Annotated in this window: 12 protein-coding genes; 8 read left to right on the forward strand and 4 right to left on the reverse strand. The window is 24.6% G+C overall.

Annotation, left to right across the window (positions count from 1 at the left end; all coding sequences use genetic code 4):
• The first annotated feature begins 195 nt into the window (after positions 1 to 195).
• From SAM46_RS03545 to SAM46_RS03575, 7 genes are read left to right on the forward strand one after another with little or no spacing between them, the layout of a single operon-like run.
• Positions 196 to 684 carry a hypothetical protein gene (locus SAM46_RS03545; protein ID WP_078747259.1) on the forward strand — a complete coding sequence of 163 codons (489 nt, stop codon included), beginning with the start codon at positions 196 to 198 and terminating at the stop codon, positions 682 to 684.
• Positions 668 to 2,431 carry a P-loop NTPase family protein gene (locus SAM46_RS03550; RefSeq protein WP_078747260.1) on the forward strand — a complete coding sequence of 588 codons (1,764 nt, stop codon included), beginning with the start codon at positions 668 to 670 and terminating at the stop codon, positions 2,429 to 2,431. Before SAM46_RS03545 ends, SAM46_RS03550 begins: the two co-directional genes overlap by 17 nt.
• Positions 2,424 to 4,103, forward strand: coding sequence for an AAA family ATPase (locus SAM46_RS03555; RefSeq protein ID WP_078747261.1), 1,680 nt, complete (start codon positions 2,424 to 2,426; stop codon positions 4,101 to 4,103). Before SAM46_RS03550 ends, SAM46_RS03555 begins: the two co-directional genes overlap by 8 nt.
• Positions 4,096 to 6,267: a S16 family serine protease gene (locus SAM46_RS03560; protein ID WP_078747262.1), complete on the forward strand. Its 2,172-nt coding sequence runs from the start codon at positions 4,096 to 4,098 to the stop codon at positions 6,265 to 6,267. Before SAM46_RS03555 ends, SAM46_RS03560 begins: the two co-directional genes overlap by 8 nt.
• Positions 6,242 to 8,497, forward strand: a complete 2,256-nt coding sequence (locus SAM46_RS03565; RefSeq protein ID WP_078747263.1) for a hypothetical protein — start codon at positions 6,242 to 6,244, stop codon at positions 8,495 to 8,497. Before SAM46_RS03560 ends, SAM46_RS03565 begins: the two co-directional genes overlap by 26 nt.
• Positions 8,475 to 9,179: a hypothetical protein gene (locus SAM46_RS03570; RefSeq protein ID WP_078747264.1), complete on the forward strand. Its 705-nt coding sequence runs from the start codon at positions 8,475 to 8,477 to the stop codon at positions 9,177 to 9,179. Before SAM46_RS03565 ends, SAM46_RS03570 begins: the two co-directional genes overlap by 23 nt.
• Entirely contained in the window at positions 9,172 to 11,535 is a 2,364-nt protein-coding gene (locus tag SAM46_RS03575) for a YobI family P-loop NTPase (protein ID WP_078747265.1), read from the forward strand. Before SAM46_RS03570 ends, SAM46_RS03575 begins: the two co-directional genes overlap by 8 nt.
• A 52-nt stretch (positions 11,536 to 11,587) precedes the next feature.
• Here SAM46_RS03575 and lepA read toward each other — a convergent pair whose 3' ends face one another.
• Positions 11,588 to 13,396, reverse strand: a complete 1,809-nt coding sequence (gene lepA / locus SAM46_RS03580; RefSeq protein WP_078747266.1) for a translation elongation factor 4 — start codon at positions 13,394 to 13,396, stop codon at positions 11,588 to 11,590.
• Between the two features lie 297 nt (positions 13,397 to 13,693).
• A complete protein-coding gene (locus SAM46_RS03585) occupies positions 13,694 to 14,710 on the reverse strand; it encodes a DDE-type integrase/transposase/recombinase (protein WP_318635589.1) in 1,017 nt (338 codons plus the stop codon).
• Between the two features lie 246 nt (positions 14,711 to 14,956).
• On the opposite strand from SAM46_RS03585, the gene SAM46_RS03590 reads away from it, so the two are divergent.
• A complete protein-coding gene (locus SAM46_RS03590; protein WP_078747383.1) occupies positions 14,957 to 15,793 on the forward strand; it encodes a hypothetical protein in 837 nt (278 codons plus the stop codon).
• Here SAM46_RS03590 and SAM46_RS03595 read toward each other — a convergent pair.
• Entirely contained in the window at positions 15,790 to 16,776 is a 987-nt protein-coding gene (locus SAM46_RS03595) for a DNA-methyltransferase (protein ID WP_222884932.1), read from the reverse strand. The two genes, SAM46_RS03590 and SAM46_RS03595, sit on opposite strands and share 4 nt — an antisense overlap.
• Positions 16,777 to 16,884: 108 nt before the next feature.
• Positions 16,885 to 18,348, reverse strand: a complete 1,464-nt coding sequence (lysS, locus tag SAM46_RS03600) for a lysine--tRNA ligase (protein WP_078747384.1) — start codon at positions 18,346 to 18,348, stop codon at positions 16,885 to 16,887.
• Positions 18,349 to 18,386 lie beyond the last annotated feature (38 nt).

Below are 18,386 nucleotides of genomic sequence, written 5' to 3' on the forward strand. Positions count from 1 at the left end.
TTTAAATTTTTTTCATATATTTTTATCTATAAAGAAATTATTCAGGAACTAAACATACAAACTGATATCTATTTTATTCACTTTAAACACGAATAATATTATTAATTTTAATTTTTATTACTTATCTGTAGGCTTAAAAATTGCAATATAAATCAATATATATATATATTGATAACATTAAAATATAAGGAAATTATGACTAATAAAAAAATTATTTTGCCACAATTTGAAAATATTATTAATTGACTAGACTTGCTAGATATAAGCAAAATGAATATTAATTATGAGCGTATTTTAAATGATACACTCAAAACGATCTCTGAACAGTATAAAAGAGATTTTAATGTGTATAAAGAGGAATTATTGGATATGCTCTCTATTCCAAAAATACTTAATAATTCAGACAATGATAAAAATTTATCTCATACCGAAATTAAGCTAAAGGATTTTCATCTTACGAGTAAACAGCTTATTATGCTGTGATTTATAAATGATTTATTGATAAGAGAAGGTGCAAATTCAGATCCCAATAAAAATAATTCAGCTTTTTCGTTTATAAAAAAAATAGATAGTTCTATCGACACAGATGAACTCTATTCTAAATATTTAGAAAGTAAATCTAAATTATTCAGGATATATAAAGAACTACATAAAGATAAAAAAGGGGTTGTTTGATGAATATAGAGAAAATAAATATATTGATGGTAATGAACTCTTAGAAGATTTAGAAAATATTTCAAACAGACTACGATGACGAGGATCCAACAGTACAAACTATGTTAGAGCAGGTTATATCGAGGATTCAAAAGCAGAAAATATATTAAATATTTATGATGCCTGATTAAATATTCTGTTTTATTCAAATTTTGATTTGCTTGATTCCGAAATCATTCTTGAAAATATTGTTCTTGATGAATATCTAACAAATAATTTTATTACAGCACTTGAACAGAATAAAAATATTTTAATGGTTTATGAAAGTTACAATGATTATTGAATGTTTTTCAATATATTTAATAAATATATTGAAAATGAGAAATTCAAATTTATAAATTTTATAAGTCCAGGATTCTTACTAGCTCACCATTGTAGATCAGTTAATAGCGACACAAGAGTTTTTGGTGATTTTTATGATACATTAGAAAAAATAATACCTTACAAGGAAAAAACTATTTTAAATTTTCAAAATATTGATCATGTAATGTTATACGGGATTAATTCTAATGAAGAAAACGGTATAAATCTCAATGAATCTGCCAAAATCCTACTATTGAATTTCCATAAAAACATTATCACTATATGTGGTATGAAAACAGGTTTATATAACAACTATGCAAATTTAATTCAAAATAATAATAAAAATGAATTGTATACTCATAAAATTTCAAAACTTAAATATAACAAAGAACTTTGAAAACAAATTTTCATCACAAAATTAGGTTTTTTAAATTTTAAATTATCAAATGAACAATTAGATAATTTTGTTGGAATTTTTACAAACTTCTTATATGAAATTTATTTCGATAATATAGTTAGTTATTTAAAGCATAATAATGAATCAATAAATAATATTGATGATTTTTGGAAATGCATTTATAGTTTTACTCAAAATTACTTAAATATTATAGAACCACAAAAAAATATGAATTTACATATTTCTAATGATGATGCATTCAATAATACATTTAGTTCTCTTATAGAAAATGAAACAAATTATTATTGCCTATTAAATAAAAAACCAAGAAGTTTATTTATTATTGATGCATACGATAATATTAATGATGAATCATTAAAGCAAATTAATGACGAATTATATAAGGAAAATAACTTCTTTATATTTAACTTTAAAAAAATATCATCTGAATTTATCTTTAGTTCAAATTTGAATGATACAGCATCCTTTATTAATGCCGTTAAACAAAATGCAAATGCATTATGTGTATTTAAAAATATACAAAAATGTTCTAAAAATACATTATTAAAACTTATGCGGGTTGTCGATGAAGGTGTTGTAACAGATAATTTCGGTAATGAATTTAATTGCAAATTAGCCAAAATAATTGTAATAGATACAGATTGGAATATTTCTAATGCCTTTAAGTTAAGCCAAAACTCTGATATAAAATCATTTTTATCTTTATTTTATCCAATTGAATTTATCAACAGATTTAATCAAATTCTATTCCTGGATAATGAATTGATAAAAAGAAACAATAGCTCACTAGAACACCTAAAAAAAGATTTAGAGCATTATGTTAAAAATATCCTAAATAAAGAGTTAACTATTCGTTTTGCAAATAGCTATCAAATAAAAGATATTTATGAATTGGAGATGAATATTATTAATAACATAACATCAAATTTAAAAGAAGAAACGAATTCGATTTTAGTTGCTATTAAAGATAACACATTCGAGGTTAAATATGACTAATAGATTGCAACAGATACGAAATAAAAGATTAAATAAACAAAAAAAGAGTAAGAGCGATATAGAAAACGTTTATTTAGATTCGATATCTCAACTTAAATTAGAAAATGACTTTTATTATATTGATTATGATTTGTTTTCAAAAGAAGTAAACAACTTTATATCTAATAGTGTAAACTTTTGTTTTCGCGATTCGGACTATGACACTGTTGAAAAAGTTCTTTCTAATATATCTCATATAAATGACAATCTATCAATCTATATATTTGATTGTAAGAAAATTTTTCAAAGTGATAATAAAACCACTAAATGAGATGAATTCGAGGAGTACTTTAATAATTTTATTGTATTTTTAAGCAGCTTTTTACTCAGCAACCCTGATAAAAAATTTCTAGTTTACTTTAAAAATATTTTTGATTTCGATGAAGGAGCAACATATATATCCAATCGAAATTATTTCACTTTTTATGATTACCTTATAAACATATTAGATATAAAAAACACATCATTTGCTTTTAATTATAATTCGATAATTAATGCCAAACAACTTTTCCATAATGATATGTTATCTAAGTTTGTTTCTATGATAATAAGAAATGACGGTGTTGATAAACAAATCATTATTCAAGATTATATTAATCAATTAAATGAAATAAGAAAACATAAGTTAAATCAAATTAATATATGTTATATTACTACTAAAATTCTAGCTTATTCAAATGATATATATAACGACATAAACTATATATTCAATATTGCTATTAATGATAACAAAGAAATCACTATCCATGAAATTACAAAATCTATTAATAAATACTTTTTTATTTCAGATAAGCTTATTTATCAAAATAATATTGAGAAAAAACTAAATAAAGATATCGTGGGTCAAAAACATATAATTCAAGAATTATCAAAATATCTTTATTTTACAGTTAATAAAATCAATAATAATAATTACTCATTTTTCTTTTTAGGAAAATCGGGTATAGGAAAAACTCAAACCGCAAAAAGTATAAGTAAAAATTTTACTAATAATAACTTAATTTATATTGATTGTTCAAGACTAGATAACTATCAAAATTGAATCGAACTTATTATAGGTAATAATGAGCACCCAAATTCATTATGCAATAAATTGTTAATTCAAAAAAATAATGTTATTTTGTTTGATGAAATAGAGAAATCTAATTTCATTAAACAATTTCCACATGTTCTGGAGGAAATTTTAGATGAGAATTTTATAGTTAATATAGATAATAAGAAAATACCTTTTAATAACAATATTATTATTTTTACTAGCAATCTTTATATAAAAGAAATTACAGAAACAAATTTGAACAGTAATCATGTTAGTTGTTTATTAAAAAATTATTTTTCTGAAAAATTTATAAAAGATATTACTAATTTATTTATGTTTAATGATCTAGGAACTAACGAACTAACCACACTTGCAAAGAGAAACTTAAAAGCAATATCTGATTCTAGACATATTAAATTTATTAATCCTAATGAATATATAAAACAACTGATTATTAATCAAAATTTATCAAATTCAAGAGAATTAACCACAAAAATTAATGCAGATTTAAGCAAATTGTCACTCGAGAAACAAGAAGGAATTATAAAAATTTATTTCGATACTTTATTGAATAGATTGGAGAAAGCTAATGAATAAAAACTTTCAAACTTCAAATAAGTTACTACCATATATAACTTTTAAGTATTTTACTACTGAAAAAATTGATGATAAAAGCATTAAATTAGATGTAGTTAATTCTCATAAAGAGAAGATATATGATTTAAATGCTGAAGTATTAAATGAAGAAAATATGGATAATTTCCATATATACACTTTAAAAATAATTGATTTTTGCAATAAAAAGTTAACAGAAACATTAAATAAAGATTTTGAATTATTATCAAAGGAAGATAATACCATATTGCAAAATCTAGTTTCCTCTTCACTTAAATTCATTGAAAGTCAAAACGTTGAATTATGAAAAGAAATGGACATAACTACTAATTCCACATTAATTGAAAAAATTTTTAAATTAACTTATTATTTAAAGATATTTAATGATGAAAAGGATTTCTTAAATAATTTTATAAATCCATCTGACTCAATTCATGATCCGTTTATATCATTTATGCAGCATCTGGATAAATGACTTACAAGCCAAAATATCAAGGATTATAAAAATATTCCAGAGTGAGTTTTGACTAAATACAATAATAAAAAAGTAGCTTTATTGATTTCTAAAAGATTAGAAAATATGTCTGCAGATGAATGAAACTATTTAAATAATAAAAATGAACTCCTTATTCAGCTCCCATGAAGAAAAATATCAAACGAGATAATCCATAGTTACAGTACACTTTTTGATGAGTATCTTAATAGTAACTCCAATAATATTTATGAAGATATTTATAAGGATTACAAAAATTATGTTTCATCTCTGAAAAAACTTACTTTAAAAAGAAATCATGATCTACTTTATTATAATAGTGCATCTATAGTTATTGATAATTTTAGTTTTACTAATAACGATAATAAAGTAATTGAAGCCCCTACTTATATTATTAATGGAGCGCCTGGAACTGGTAAAACATTTTTTGTAGAAAAACTAGCGCAGCAACTACATAGAAAATTTATCAAAATCTCATTAGGGGGAATTAGTCAAATAGGATACTTTAAAGGTAATAATTACCAGCCAAGCATTATTCTTCAAAAATTGAAAGAAGTGGGTGTTTCAAATCCTATTATTTTGCTTGATGAAATAGATAAAATGAATCCTAATTTATTTGCTGAATTGCTAGATGTTTTGGATAAAAAAAATGATCATTTTTATGATAACTTTTTACAAATAGAGTACGACTTATCTAAAATAATTTTCATCGGGACCTCAAATTATATTCAAAATATACCTAGTGAAATAATTAGTCGTGTTAAATTCGTAACCCTTATGCCTTTTACAATGGAAGAAAAAGTAAATATAGGAAAAGAGATATGAATTGATATGCAAAGGCAATATGGGATTTCGCACGATAGTTTTTACACTATAACTGATCAAGTTATTAAAACATTAATTGAAAAAATAACTTTTGAAGAAGGTGTACGTAAATTAAAGCAAGAATTGGAAACTCTTCTATATTATGCAATTGCTAATGATATTAAAGTTATAGATAATGAAATAGTTAAGAGTTTTTATGAAAAGAAATTGACTGAGTTAGAGTATTACAGAAATTTATATAAACATAAAACACGTGTTCCTGGTATGGTTAATGCATTATCTGTAAACTCTTTTACCTATCTATCGGGTGTATCAAATGTAATATGTATTCATACGGAAATTAAATCTAATACACCTTCTTTAGAGTTCCTTTCTAATGCATCAGATGTTATTAAGAATTCGGCAACTATTGCTCTTCGCTATGTTGTGTCAAATAAGAATAATTTTAACATTCAGAAAGAATTGAGTAATTTATTATTTACCTTATCTTTTGATCAAATTTATATTAAAAGTGATGGTGATTCAGCAGGTGTGGCTTTTGTTACATCAATATTATCTGACTTATTAAATATAACCATTCCAAAAAATGTTGCGTTTACAGGATCGATTGATTTAAAAGGCAATTTACAGCCTGTTGGTGGTATAAAAGAAAAAATTGAAGGTGGTTGTCGCGATGGAGTTTTAGAATTTTTTATTCCATTTGAAAACGAAAGGGATATTAAAGATATAGAACCTAAAATATGTGAAAAAGTTAAAATTCATTTAATTCAAAATTATAATGAAATATACGAGGTAATTTTCAATGAACAATCACATCAAAGAAGATAATAATAAGTTTTATAGCTATAAATATACTACAGATAGTATATCTACATATAATCAGTTTATAGATAATATTATCCTTAATTCTACATACTGAGTTCTAAAAGGATATTTGAAATATATAGACGAAAATAAAATATTAGCAACTAATATTGATATAAAATCAATTGCATATATTATTGTTACAATTATTGTTCAATATGCATCTGAATTATGCGAAAATAAGTTAATAAATGATGACGATTCTCTAAAAGATGAAGAATTAGAGATAGAAATATCTAAACTTATTAAATTTTTGTTAGACAATAATCGTAGTGAATATATTCGATTGACAAGATTTGTTGAACATGATAACAAAAATCAAATTTCAATTGACTATTTATGAGCTCACAGAAAACGAAACAATATTTCATCTATTAATGATATAAATGCTTCTCTCTTAAATTCATTATTTAACCATACTTTATTAGAATCTTCTTATTTTAAATCACATAATCTAAGATTTAAATGAAATATAGATAGTAATTTGGATAATCTTTATAAACTTTTAAATTGTGTGTCTTATAAAGCTTACAAAGAACTATCTTATTGACTTTTGGTGTCAAAAAAGTCAGTACATGATTTTGATATAGAAATTTATATAAACAATAATGATAATGATATAAATAATACCGAAGAAAAGAAACATGATATACCAATTATAAATATTATTAAATTACATAAGCAAAATAAAATAACTAATATAGATAATAACTTAATCTTTGATTCTGATACAGACAGACTATATGTATTTAACAATATTAATAAACTAAATTCATTCATTTCAAGTCTTAGCGAAAATATTTTCTATATATATTTATATCAATTAAGTGTTGATGATAAATATAACACTTATTGGGTATTGAATTTGTCTAAGTATTTTAGAGATGAATACTACACTTATATTTTAGGTAACGAAAATATTGTGGGTCAATTTCGTTCTACATTTAAAATTAAACTTAATCAATTATTAAATTATATTCATTTTAAAGTTACAGAAACTTTAATAGATGTTAAAGATTATGGCATTTTCCAAATATACGATAGTGAAATGAAATTATTAATTAATGATGTCTCGTTAATAAATAATATTGATGGAAACATAAATAACAATTTATTTCGCTTTCATGACTGCGATACATTAGAATCAACAAATATTAATGGAAATCTTTTCGGAGTAAGAATATCTGAAACAAATCAAGAATATGAAGATTTATTCTTACATGAAGAATTCAAAGATATAACTGTTCAATTTCTGAAAATTTATATTTTCGATTATTCTGAAGAATCATTATTCTTTGACGCTTCAGATAATGATGAAATTATTATTTTTATAACCGTACCAGTAAGGTTAATAAATGAACAAATTTCTGTTACGAATTCATGAGATAATATTAATTTTAATTATTTAGGTGTCGAAATTAGATTTTCATTGGTTAAAACTTCTTATTTTTTACATAATGTTCATATAAAAAATCTTTATATTAATAACCTTAATTCATCAATGAACGCAAATGAATTTACAATAATTAACTTACACGAAAATTTAGGTTTTATTTATGAAAATGGTGCTGATATCAAGAGTACAAATAACTTCTTTATTGTATTAAGTCAAAATGAAAGCAGAAATCACAATAGGTTTAAAGAACAAGAGACACTAATTGCAAATAAAATATTATTTCTTTCTGAGCCGGAATTTTTACAACATTTCGAGTTGTGGTATATATCAAAATATCTAAAACGCGATATTGATGAAATCCAAGAATTATTACAGAAATTTATTTCAATGTTTCAATCAGCTAAATCAAATAGACTATTTGATGATGATATTACATGGTTGACAGAAAGAATTAAGCAAACATTCGGACATATAATAGAGCGCAAAGGCTATTCAATCAATAATAAAGAAATAGATATTAAGATGCCGTTTTGATCATATATATATGATATTGATCGTATATATAAAGAAAAAAAGGATGAATATAATTTCATTGATATTGATGACACTAAATACTTCTTATCTATATTTAATCATATTTTTATAGACTATGGATTAATGCTTAACTTTGATAAATATAATAATGTCCATGAGTCTTCCTTAAATGAGAAATTATTTTCATTTATATATTCTGAAATCCTTTTTGAAAGTGTAAAAAGTTGTTATAACAAAAAATATGTTTTTTTCACTTTCACTTAATGCCATCTCAACTATAATGAATCAATTCGTTAATCATTTAATTAGTAAACAAATAACATGTAAAAGTGATAATTGTTTATATTGTTGCAATATTAATCATATTTTTAAATCATTTTCAGCATTGTGTTGTAAACAATATCAATCATTATTTTGAAAACTACCTATATTTAATGAGAAAATCGACTTTATAGATCCTGGTATTTATTCTGATGATGATAAATTAGGACCAGTTTACATGCCAGATGATGTTTATGAGGAAACCCCTCCCACAACTACTATAACATTTAATGAGTTTTTAAATCATTTATTGTTTTTTGCATCAAATGTTTTCTATGATAAATTTTTAGATGTTTATAATACATTTAATGATTCAAAACAAGATTTCACATTAAGTTCCTGAAATCATTGGTATTTTGATGATGATGATGATTTATTAACCAAATTATTTGTTGAAAAGGAAGGTAATTTTTCACTGGAAATGAAGATGTTCCCTAAAATATATGAGATTCCTTTATTATCCTATTGAAATCAAATTATGCCAAAAGAGAAAATTACAAATAATGAATATTTGTTCAATCATATAATACCAAAAGCATTTTTTAATTCTTTTCCGAATAACAATATATCTTGCTATGATTTCTCCGAACCAGGTGTTCTTCCTATGGAGGATGAATATGAATAATATAATCAAATTTATACCTTTAAAGTTAAAGAAGAATTATGATAAAAACAACATTTCTGAATTCATTCTTACATTTTTCAATCTTCACAAATTAATTTATGAATATTATCATAATACCTTTTGTGATATTCATAATGATGATAGTATAAAAAATATAGGATTTATTGCCACATACGGAAAGGGAAAGTCAACTTTTATTAGTTGATTATATACATATAAAAACATTATTGAAAATAGCAACTCTGCTTTAGATATAGAATTAAAGAAATTTATAGATATTGAAGATGATAATATTAATAAATCTGCCGTTTTTGATTATTATAATATGATGGAACATATTATAAGTTCACATATTAATAGAAATATAATGGAATATTTTGATGGCAAAATACAAAATATTACTCTAATAGATTTTGAATCTTGTCATTGTTCACAAAATAACTCAAATAATATTAAATACTCTGAAATTGCATTAAACTTTATAAATCTTGCAAAACTCTTTTATACAAATTATAAGCAAAACTTAAATTCTTATTCACTTCCTATATCTATCTCGATAGGCGATTATGATTTAGATGGCAACAAAGATATTTCAACTAATTTTATTGAAGAAAAAATCATTTCAAAACTTGAATCATGTATCAGCGATAAAGATATACAGAGACATCAAGTTCCGTTAAAATCAACTACAAGACATTCTAAATTTATTTCTTTACTCTTTGTAATATCTTTATTTTGCACATTAATTTTTGGAACAACTCTGATAACTTTAAAATTATTTAATTATCCTGTTGATATATTTGTTGATAAAGTTCAAAAAATCAGCATAAATGGCCAGACTATAAATATATCAGATGATGTAAATACTTATTGATGACATATAAGTTTAATATTACATATTGGTTTCTTAATATCAATTGTATTTCTTTCATTTGTTATTTGTTGAAAATCATATTTTTGAATTAGAAATAAATCATATTCAAAAATTAAATTTGATTCTTTACAAATAATGGGCACAAATATTCAAGCTTCAGATGAAAAGCAAGGTTTTAGTGAAAATAAGAAATATATTTATAAACTAATTTCTTTAATATGTAATGTTTATGATAAAAAGCATCCTAATAAAGCATTGATATTTGAAGATTTAGATAGATTACATAATAAAGATATATTTACGTCATTGCATGATTTAAATAGTGAAATTAATCAAATGATAAAAAACAATTTTACTAATCATAATCAATCTAATGCTATTCAATTTATTTATGTTACATCAGATTCTATTTTTACTGATGTAGATGATAAAACAAAATTTTTTGATGCTATTATTAATTATGATAATGATTATTTAAATAATAAACTCTCTAACTCTCAAATCCAACAAGTTATTCTGGATAAATTTAATATTTCAAATATCGATAATATTTATACCAGTAAAAGTGTAGATGTATTAACTTTGAACTTATTCCAAAGTTTTATAAATCACATATCTACGAAAATTTCAAACTATAGAACATATGTTTTATTTAAAGAATATCTCGATGAAGAGTTTACTAATAATCAAAGTTACATTAATTATATTGACGATTTAAAGAATTGAAATTTAGCATTCTATTACTTTGATATTTATAATAAAGAAAATAAAGATTATGTTTCATTTTTAATTGATTTTATGAGATTGTACAATGTTTATATAAGAACCTTTTTCGCTAGTGATTATAATAAATTTCAATTAGAAGCTAGTTATTTAAATTATTCAAACCAAAACTTAAATTCATTATTTAGTGGAATAAAAAAATATCTAATTGATAAATTATTGCAACAAACTAATAATGATTTTAAATGAGTTTATAGATATACTAAAATAATTAATATTCTTGAAACTTGCTGTACAATGAATCATTTATTACAAATAGACAATGATTTACCTAAAAATATAATAGATATAGTAGTTAATAATACTATAGATATTAATTCTTCAGAAATTGATGTTGAATTCAAATACTTCTTCAATAATCAATCAAATGAATCAAATCAATATTTATGAAAATATAACACACAAGATATTGAAGATATCTATAATATTGATTTAATGTTTTCATTAGGTATATGACAAGGAAATGATTTTAAGAAAGCTTATTTAAATAATCAAAGAGAACTCACACTAAGAATATCTAATAAATTAATTCCTTATAGTGAAGATTTCTATAATTTACAAACTATATCTCTTAATTTCCTAAAATTACTTTTAATTTCAATAGAAGAAAATAATAATCTTCAATCAGTTAGGGCTTATTTAAATGAAGGAACTCGAGAAGTAAATTTATTAAATAAAGTACTTAATATTGTGAATTAATTAATAAGAAAAAATATCAGCAGCCTGATTAATAGGTAGCTGATATTTTAAATTATTTCTTCGGATCAATATTAGTTTTAAGTACAGATAAGAAAGCTTCTTGTGGAACTTCTATTGAACCAAGTTTCTTCATACGTTTCTTTCCTTCTTTTTGCTTTTTAAGAAGTTTTTGGCGTCTTGTAACATCACCACCATATAGTTTAGCGGTAACATCTTTTCTATAAGCTTTTATAGTTTCTCTAGCTATAATTTTTCCACCTATAGTTGCTTGTACAGGTACTTCAAAGTTTTGCCTTGGAATTGCATCTTTTAGTTTTTGACATAATTCTCGAGCTGATTCATAAGCCTTTTCTCTATGCGTAATTATTGAGAAAGCATCAACTTTATCTCCATTTAATAAAATGTCTACTTTGACTAAATCAGATTCTCTATATCCTATTCATTCATATTCAAATGAAGCATAACCTTTTGTACTACTTTTTAATCTATCGAAGAAGTCGAATATAGTTTCTGCCAAAGGAAGTTCATAAACTACTTTAGAACGTCTTGAATCAACCATTTCAAGTGATTTATATATTCCACGTTTATTTTGACATAACTCCATTACATTACCAATATATTCATTTGGAACAAAAATACTTGCTTCTACATAAGGCTCTTCAATTTTTTCAATAAATGTACGATCAGGGAATAATGTTGGATTTGAAATTAATTCAACTTGACCTTTTGTAGTTGTTACTTTATATTCAACAGATGGAGAAGTAGCAATAATACCTACTTTATATTCTCTATCTAGTCTTTCTTGTAATATTTCCATATGAAGCATTCCAAGGAATCCGACTCTAAAACCAAAACCTAATGCTTTAGAAGTTTCTTGTTCTCAAGTTATAGATGAATCACTTAAAGAGATTTTTTCTAATGATTCTTTTAAATCCATGTAATCTCTAGTATCAATTGGATAAAACCCAGTGAATACTACTGGTTTCATTTTCTTATATCCTGGAAGAGCTTTATCAGTTGGATTATTAGCTAGTGTAATAGTATCACCAACATTTACTTCTTTAGCATCTCTAATAGCAGCTGATACTCAACCTACTTCTCCAGCTACTAATTCATCTTTTTTAGTTTCATAAGGATTTCTAACCCCTAAATCAATTACATGATATGGTTGTTCATCATTCATCCGAGACATAAAAAGGAATTTATCTCCAGTTCTTAATTTTCCTTCAAATACACGAATTAACATAACAACACCACGATATGGATCAAAATAACTATCAAATATTAATGCTTTTAAAGGTTTATTATCATCCGCATCTTTTGGTGCTGGAATATATTTAACTATTGAATCTAATAATTCATGTACACCTTGTCCCGTTTTAGCTGATACTAATATTGCATTATCTGTAGGTATACCAATAACGTTTTCAATTTCTTCTTTCACTTCTTCTACATTAGCGCTTGGCAAATCAATTTTATTAATAACAGGTAAAATTTCAAGATTATTTTCTAGCGCTAAGTAAACGTTAGCTAATGTTTGTGCCTCGATTCCTTGTGTTGCATCAACTAGTAATAATGCACCTTCTGAAGCAGCTAGAGAACGTGATACTTCATAATTGAAATCCACATGCCCTGGAGTATCAATTAAATGAAAAATATAATCTTTATATTTAATTTGAACAGCATTTAATTTTATAGTAATTCCACGTTCTTGTTCAAGATCCATTGAATCTAAAAATTGTGCCTTTAAATCTCTATTTGCTACAGTATTTGTGTATTCAAGTATTCTATCTGCTAGAGTACTTTTTCCATGGTCAATATGAGCAATTATTGAGAAGTTTCTTATCTTGTCTTTATTCATGTTATATATTTTATAATTTTTAAATTTTTTTTATAGAAAATAACAAAAGAGAGTATAATAATCACAGTGCTTGAGAAATCAAGAATGAGATATCTATAAGGTATCGCTGCTTGCGGAAAATATACTCGCCTTTCTTATGATAATTAGTTCGTTACGGCGAACTTTTTTAATTCCCGAACTAAAAAAGATATTTAGGACAGTTCCTTTCATCAAAAAAATCTAAATATTCATTCGGTGACATGTAATTTAAGGCCTTAATAGGCTTTTTATTATTTCAATAATCTACATATTCATCTATTAATATTTTCACATGATTAATTGATAATTTTTCGATATTGTGTTGAGAGAATAATTCTTGTCTAATTCTTCCAAAATATATTCAATTCATAGGTTATCATTAGACTTACCTGCAATACCCATTGACTGTCTGATATTTCTCTTCTTCAATTCTTTTCTAACTTCTTTATCGAAATACTGTCTTCCATAATTAGTATTCAAGATTGAAATATTGTTAGGTAATTTGCAAATATCTTTCAATACAACTTTTGCAGATTGATTATCGCTTAAATTATAAGCAAGTATTTTTCCAGTTTTTATGTCACTAATCATATGTAAATGATAGTGTTTATCATTATTACTTATAACCATAAAATCACCAGATGCTGCTTCCAGTGGCTTTAAATTTTTACGTTTATCTAAACCTACAAGATAGTCAAAGTCGTCTTTTGTATTTTTATCTTCTTTGAATTTCTTAGGTTTCTTTGAGCTATTTACATATAGATGTGAATTTACCATTATTTTTGAAACTGTTGGTTGTGAAATGTCAAAGTATTTATTCTTTTTAATTAAACCAGCTATTTTATCGGATCCAATTCTACCTTTGTGTTCTTTAAACATTTCATTAACTGTGACTATATATTCAATGTTATTTACTTTTCGAATCTTTTCTTTTCTTATAACCAACATTATGTTTTCTATCATAAAATCTTGAACGATGAATGCGAAATAATCTGCATAGCTGTGCTGTAGATGTTTTACATTTTGATTTTTTGATTTTTTGATTTTATCTATAACTTCAGAGACTTTATTATTTCTATCTTTTTTAGTTGAGTTTTCACCTAAAATCTCATCTAATAACACATTTAAGATAATTTCATAGTCTTCATCACTGATATTATTTGGTTTTGTTATTTTTCTATCTTGATTTTTCTTTTTAATAGATTTCATAGAAATTCCGTTTCTTTTCTTATAGTCTAAATTATTATAAGTATTATACGGAATAAATTCAATTAATTTCTTATTTGTGAATTTCAAGACATTTGTTTTAAATCTTCTAAACCAATTATCATAAACATCGGTATCAGTTCAACCTAATTCTTTCTCTTTTGATAAATATATCTTAAAGGAACATCATTTATTACATCTCTTAATGATTTTGCGAATTGACTAATTGAGTGCCATTTTCCTATATTCAGTTACCACATTTGCTGTCCTGAATATCTTTATAAGCTCGTCCGATTTTTTATATAATTGACATGACAAATTTCTAGGAGATTATATATGTTTAAAACTGACGGCAGTCCACATAAATCGGGTGTTAATGGAGAAATTGCATTATTAAAATTTCTAAACAATCCAAGTAACTTTACTTATTTATCGAGACTTTTTAGTAAATATTATTTTCACAATATCGAAAAACCTTTTAAATTTATCTTAAAGGGTGGTACACAAAACAGAGCTGACTTATATTGTGAAAATAATAATATTTCATTATCTGTAAAAACTAAAAAATTTACTAATAATAAATATCATGGTACATTTGATTTATTAAATACATCTATGATATTGAAATATACCGAACTAAATAATTTTAAATTTAATAAAGCTCTAGGTAAATATGAAGCAATATTAAAGAAAATACAGACTGAAAATATCACTAATAGACAGGCTGTTGATCCATTAATTAACGATTCTATTAATAATATACTTATTTCATTAGATGGTTCTGTAATTAGCAAGATGTTTACATCTATTCATCGCTTAGAGAAAGATGTAATTGATGTAATAAGGGATTATACAAATGATATAAATGATGATATATCTCTTGATGATTTACATTTTCTAGATAAAAATTGATTGAAAAAAGAAGCCGCATTATTAGAAGACACAGACTCATTTCAAACACAAAATAAATCAATTAGATTGTTATATTCTACTGGAACGAAATCACCTTTTAGATTACGTGTTGCATTGAATAACGGGATAACTGCTTTACTTGTTATGCTTAATGTTATGCCAAAGGTACAAAACAAAAACTCAAAATCTGTATTAACATTTAAAATACAAGTAGATGATATAAGTTATTTAGTGCAAAAATATGAAAAAAGAATAGATTAAAACTTATTACTAATAGTTTCTTCTATTCTTTTTTTTGCAATTTGATAGTATTCTTCGTCTAATTCACATCCAATAAAATTTCTATTATGTTTTAAACAAGCTATTCCTGTTGAACCAGACCCCATAAAGCAATCAAGTACTGTGTCGTTTTCTTTTGTATACATAAGAATTAATTTTTCCATTAATTCAACCGGTTTTTGAGTTGGATGGAAATATTTTTGCTCTTTAGCGACATTTAAAACATTGCTAAAAGTTTTTGAATATTCAGATGAGTCTAACCTTACACCTTTATTTAATTCTTTTTCTTTTTTTCAAATTAATTTTAATTCTTCATATGGTATGAATTTGTCTCATTTATTAATATGATATTTAGAAATTAATTGTTCATATAATTCTTCACTCAATAATCCAAATTGATCACCAACAAAATAGAACCAAAATTCTAACTTTCGGTGACCTAAATCATGATGTATTCCTCTTCTAGGCTTATTTATTCATTTAAACATTTGTTGAGCATATCATCTACAATAATATTGATTTTTATCTATTTCTTTTTCACTTGCAATATTGTTAAATGTTCTTTTTTTCTGTGCTTTTTCATTATGAATAAAGATAGCTATGTTCTCAGTAAAAATTAAAGGCATTTTATCTGCATGGAATCCTTGAGCAGCATTATTCTTTTGTCAAATTAATTCATATTTATAGTCTTTGATATTAGATAAGATCATACTAGCATATGTTGGGTTTTGACCAAAACAAGCAATAGTACCACCATCTTTTATAATACGATTAAATTCTTCAAACATTTCATCTCAATTAATATTTGTGTCTCAATCAATTATTCTTTTTTGGCCAGATAGTTTCATACCTTTTATTTTTCCGTATGGAGGATCAATACAAATAAAATCAATGCTTTTATCTTGTATTTGAGATAAGAGTACTTTGTAATCGATATTTTTTATGTCGTAAAATAATTTGCTCATAAGACTCCTTTAGATAAAATTTAGTAGGTAAAATAATTATATTTATATTGGTATTTTTTTATACAAAATAAATAAAAAAGTTAGCAATTGCTAACGATTTCACTTTAATTATTTTCTTTTCATTGTAGGGAATAATAAGACATCGCGGATTGAATCTTTTTCAGCTAATAGCATTGTTAATCTATCAATTCCAATTCCACAACCACCTGTTGGTGGCATTCCATATTCTAATGCTTCAACAAAATCTCAATCAATATCACTTGCTTCATCATTTCCATTATTCTTTTCTTCTAATTGCTCTTGGAAACGTTGTAATTGATCAATTGGATCAGAAAGCTCAGTGTACATATTCGCATATTCTTTAGTATTAATGAATAATTCAGCACGTTCAACAAATCTTGGGTCACTTCCTTTAGCTGTTAATGGAGATATTTCAATTGGGTGACCATAAACAAATGTTGGCTGAATTAATGTTTTTTCAATTAATTCTTCGAATAATTCATTAATTATATGTCCTAATTGATGGAATTTTTGTACTTTAATACCATATTTATTTGCAACTTCTTTACCTTGTTCAAAACTAATTTCTCTAAAGTTTACTCCAGTTGCTTCTGAAACAGCTTCGACCATATCAACTCTATTAAATGGTTTAGTTAAATCAATTTCTACACCTTTATTAACTACCATTTCTTTTCCAAGTTTAGTAGCTAATCTCTTGAATAGCTTTTCAGTATGTTGCATCATACCTTCTAGATTAGAATATGCTTCATAGAATTCAATAGAAGTAAATTCAGGGTTATGTGTTGTATCTATACCTTCATTTCTAAAAATACGCCCAATTTCATATACCTTATCCACTCCACCCACTAAAAGTTTCTTAAGAGGAATTTCGGTTGCTATTCTTAATACAAATTCTTGATCTAAAGCATTATGATGTGTTGTAAATGGTCTAGCCGAAGCACCTGATAAGTAATCGTGTAAAAATGGTGTTTCTACTTCCATATATCCTTGTTCATCAAAATATCTTCTAATTTCACTAATTATTTTAGTTCTTGTTCAAAATGTTTTCATTGATTCATCATTTACAATCAAATCAACATATCTGTGACGATATCTTTCTTCAACATCAGCAAGTCCATGATATTTATCAGGCAATGGTTTTAAAGCTTTAGTTAATAATTTAATATTTTGTGCTTTGACTGTTACAGCACCTGTGTGTGTTTTCATTACAAGCCCTTCAACATAGATAATATCACCTAAGTCAAATGAAGCAACTAACTTGACTAATTCTTCAGAATGTTCTTTTTTATTGAAATAAACTTGCATTTTACCATGATAGTCTTTTAATAGAATAAAAGGTCCTCTAATAGTTAAAATTCTTCCTGTTATAGCTACTGATATTGCTTTTTCATCAAGTTCTTCTTTAGAATATTGGTTATATTTAGCTTCAATGTCATCAGAATATGAAAGTGCTTTTAAATTATTCGCTTTAGCGAATGCTTCTATATTATTTTCTTTATAAAAATCTAATTTATTACGTCTAATAAGTTCTTGTTCTGTGTATTTTTCCATAATATCTCCTATTTAAATGATATTGATTGATTTATCAA

It is taken from the genome of Mycoplasmopsis verecunda (assembly GCF_033546915.1).
Classification (GTDB): Bacteria; Bacillota_I; Bacilli_A; order Mycoplasmatales; family Metamycoplasmataceae; genus Mycoplasmopsis; species Mycoplasmopsis verecunda.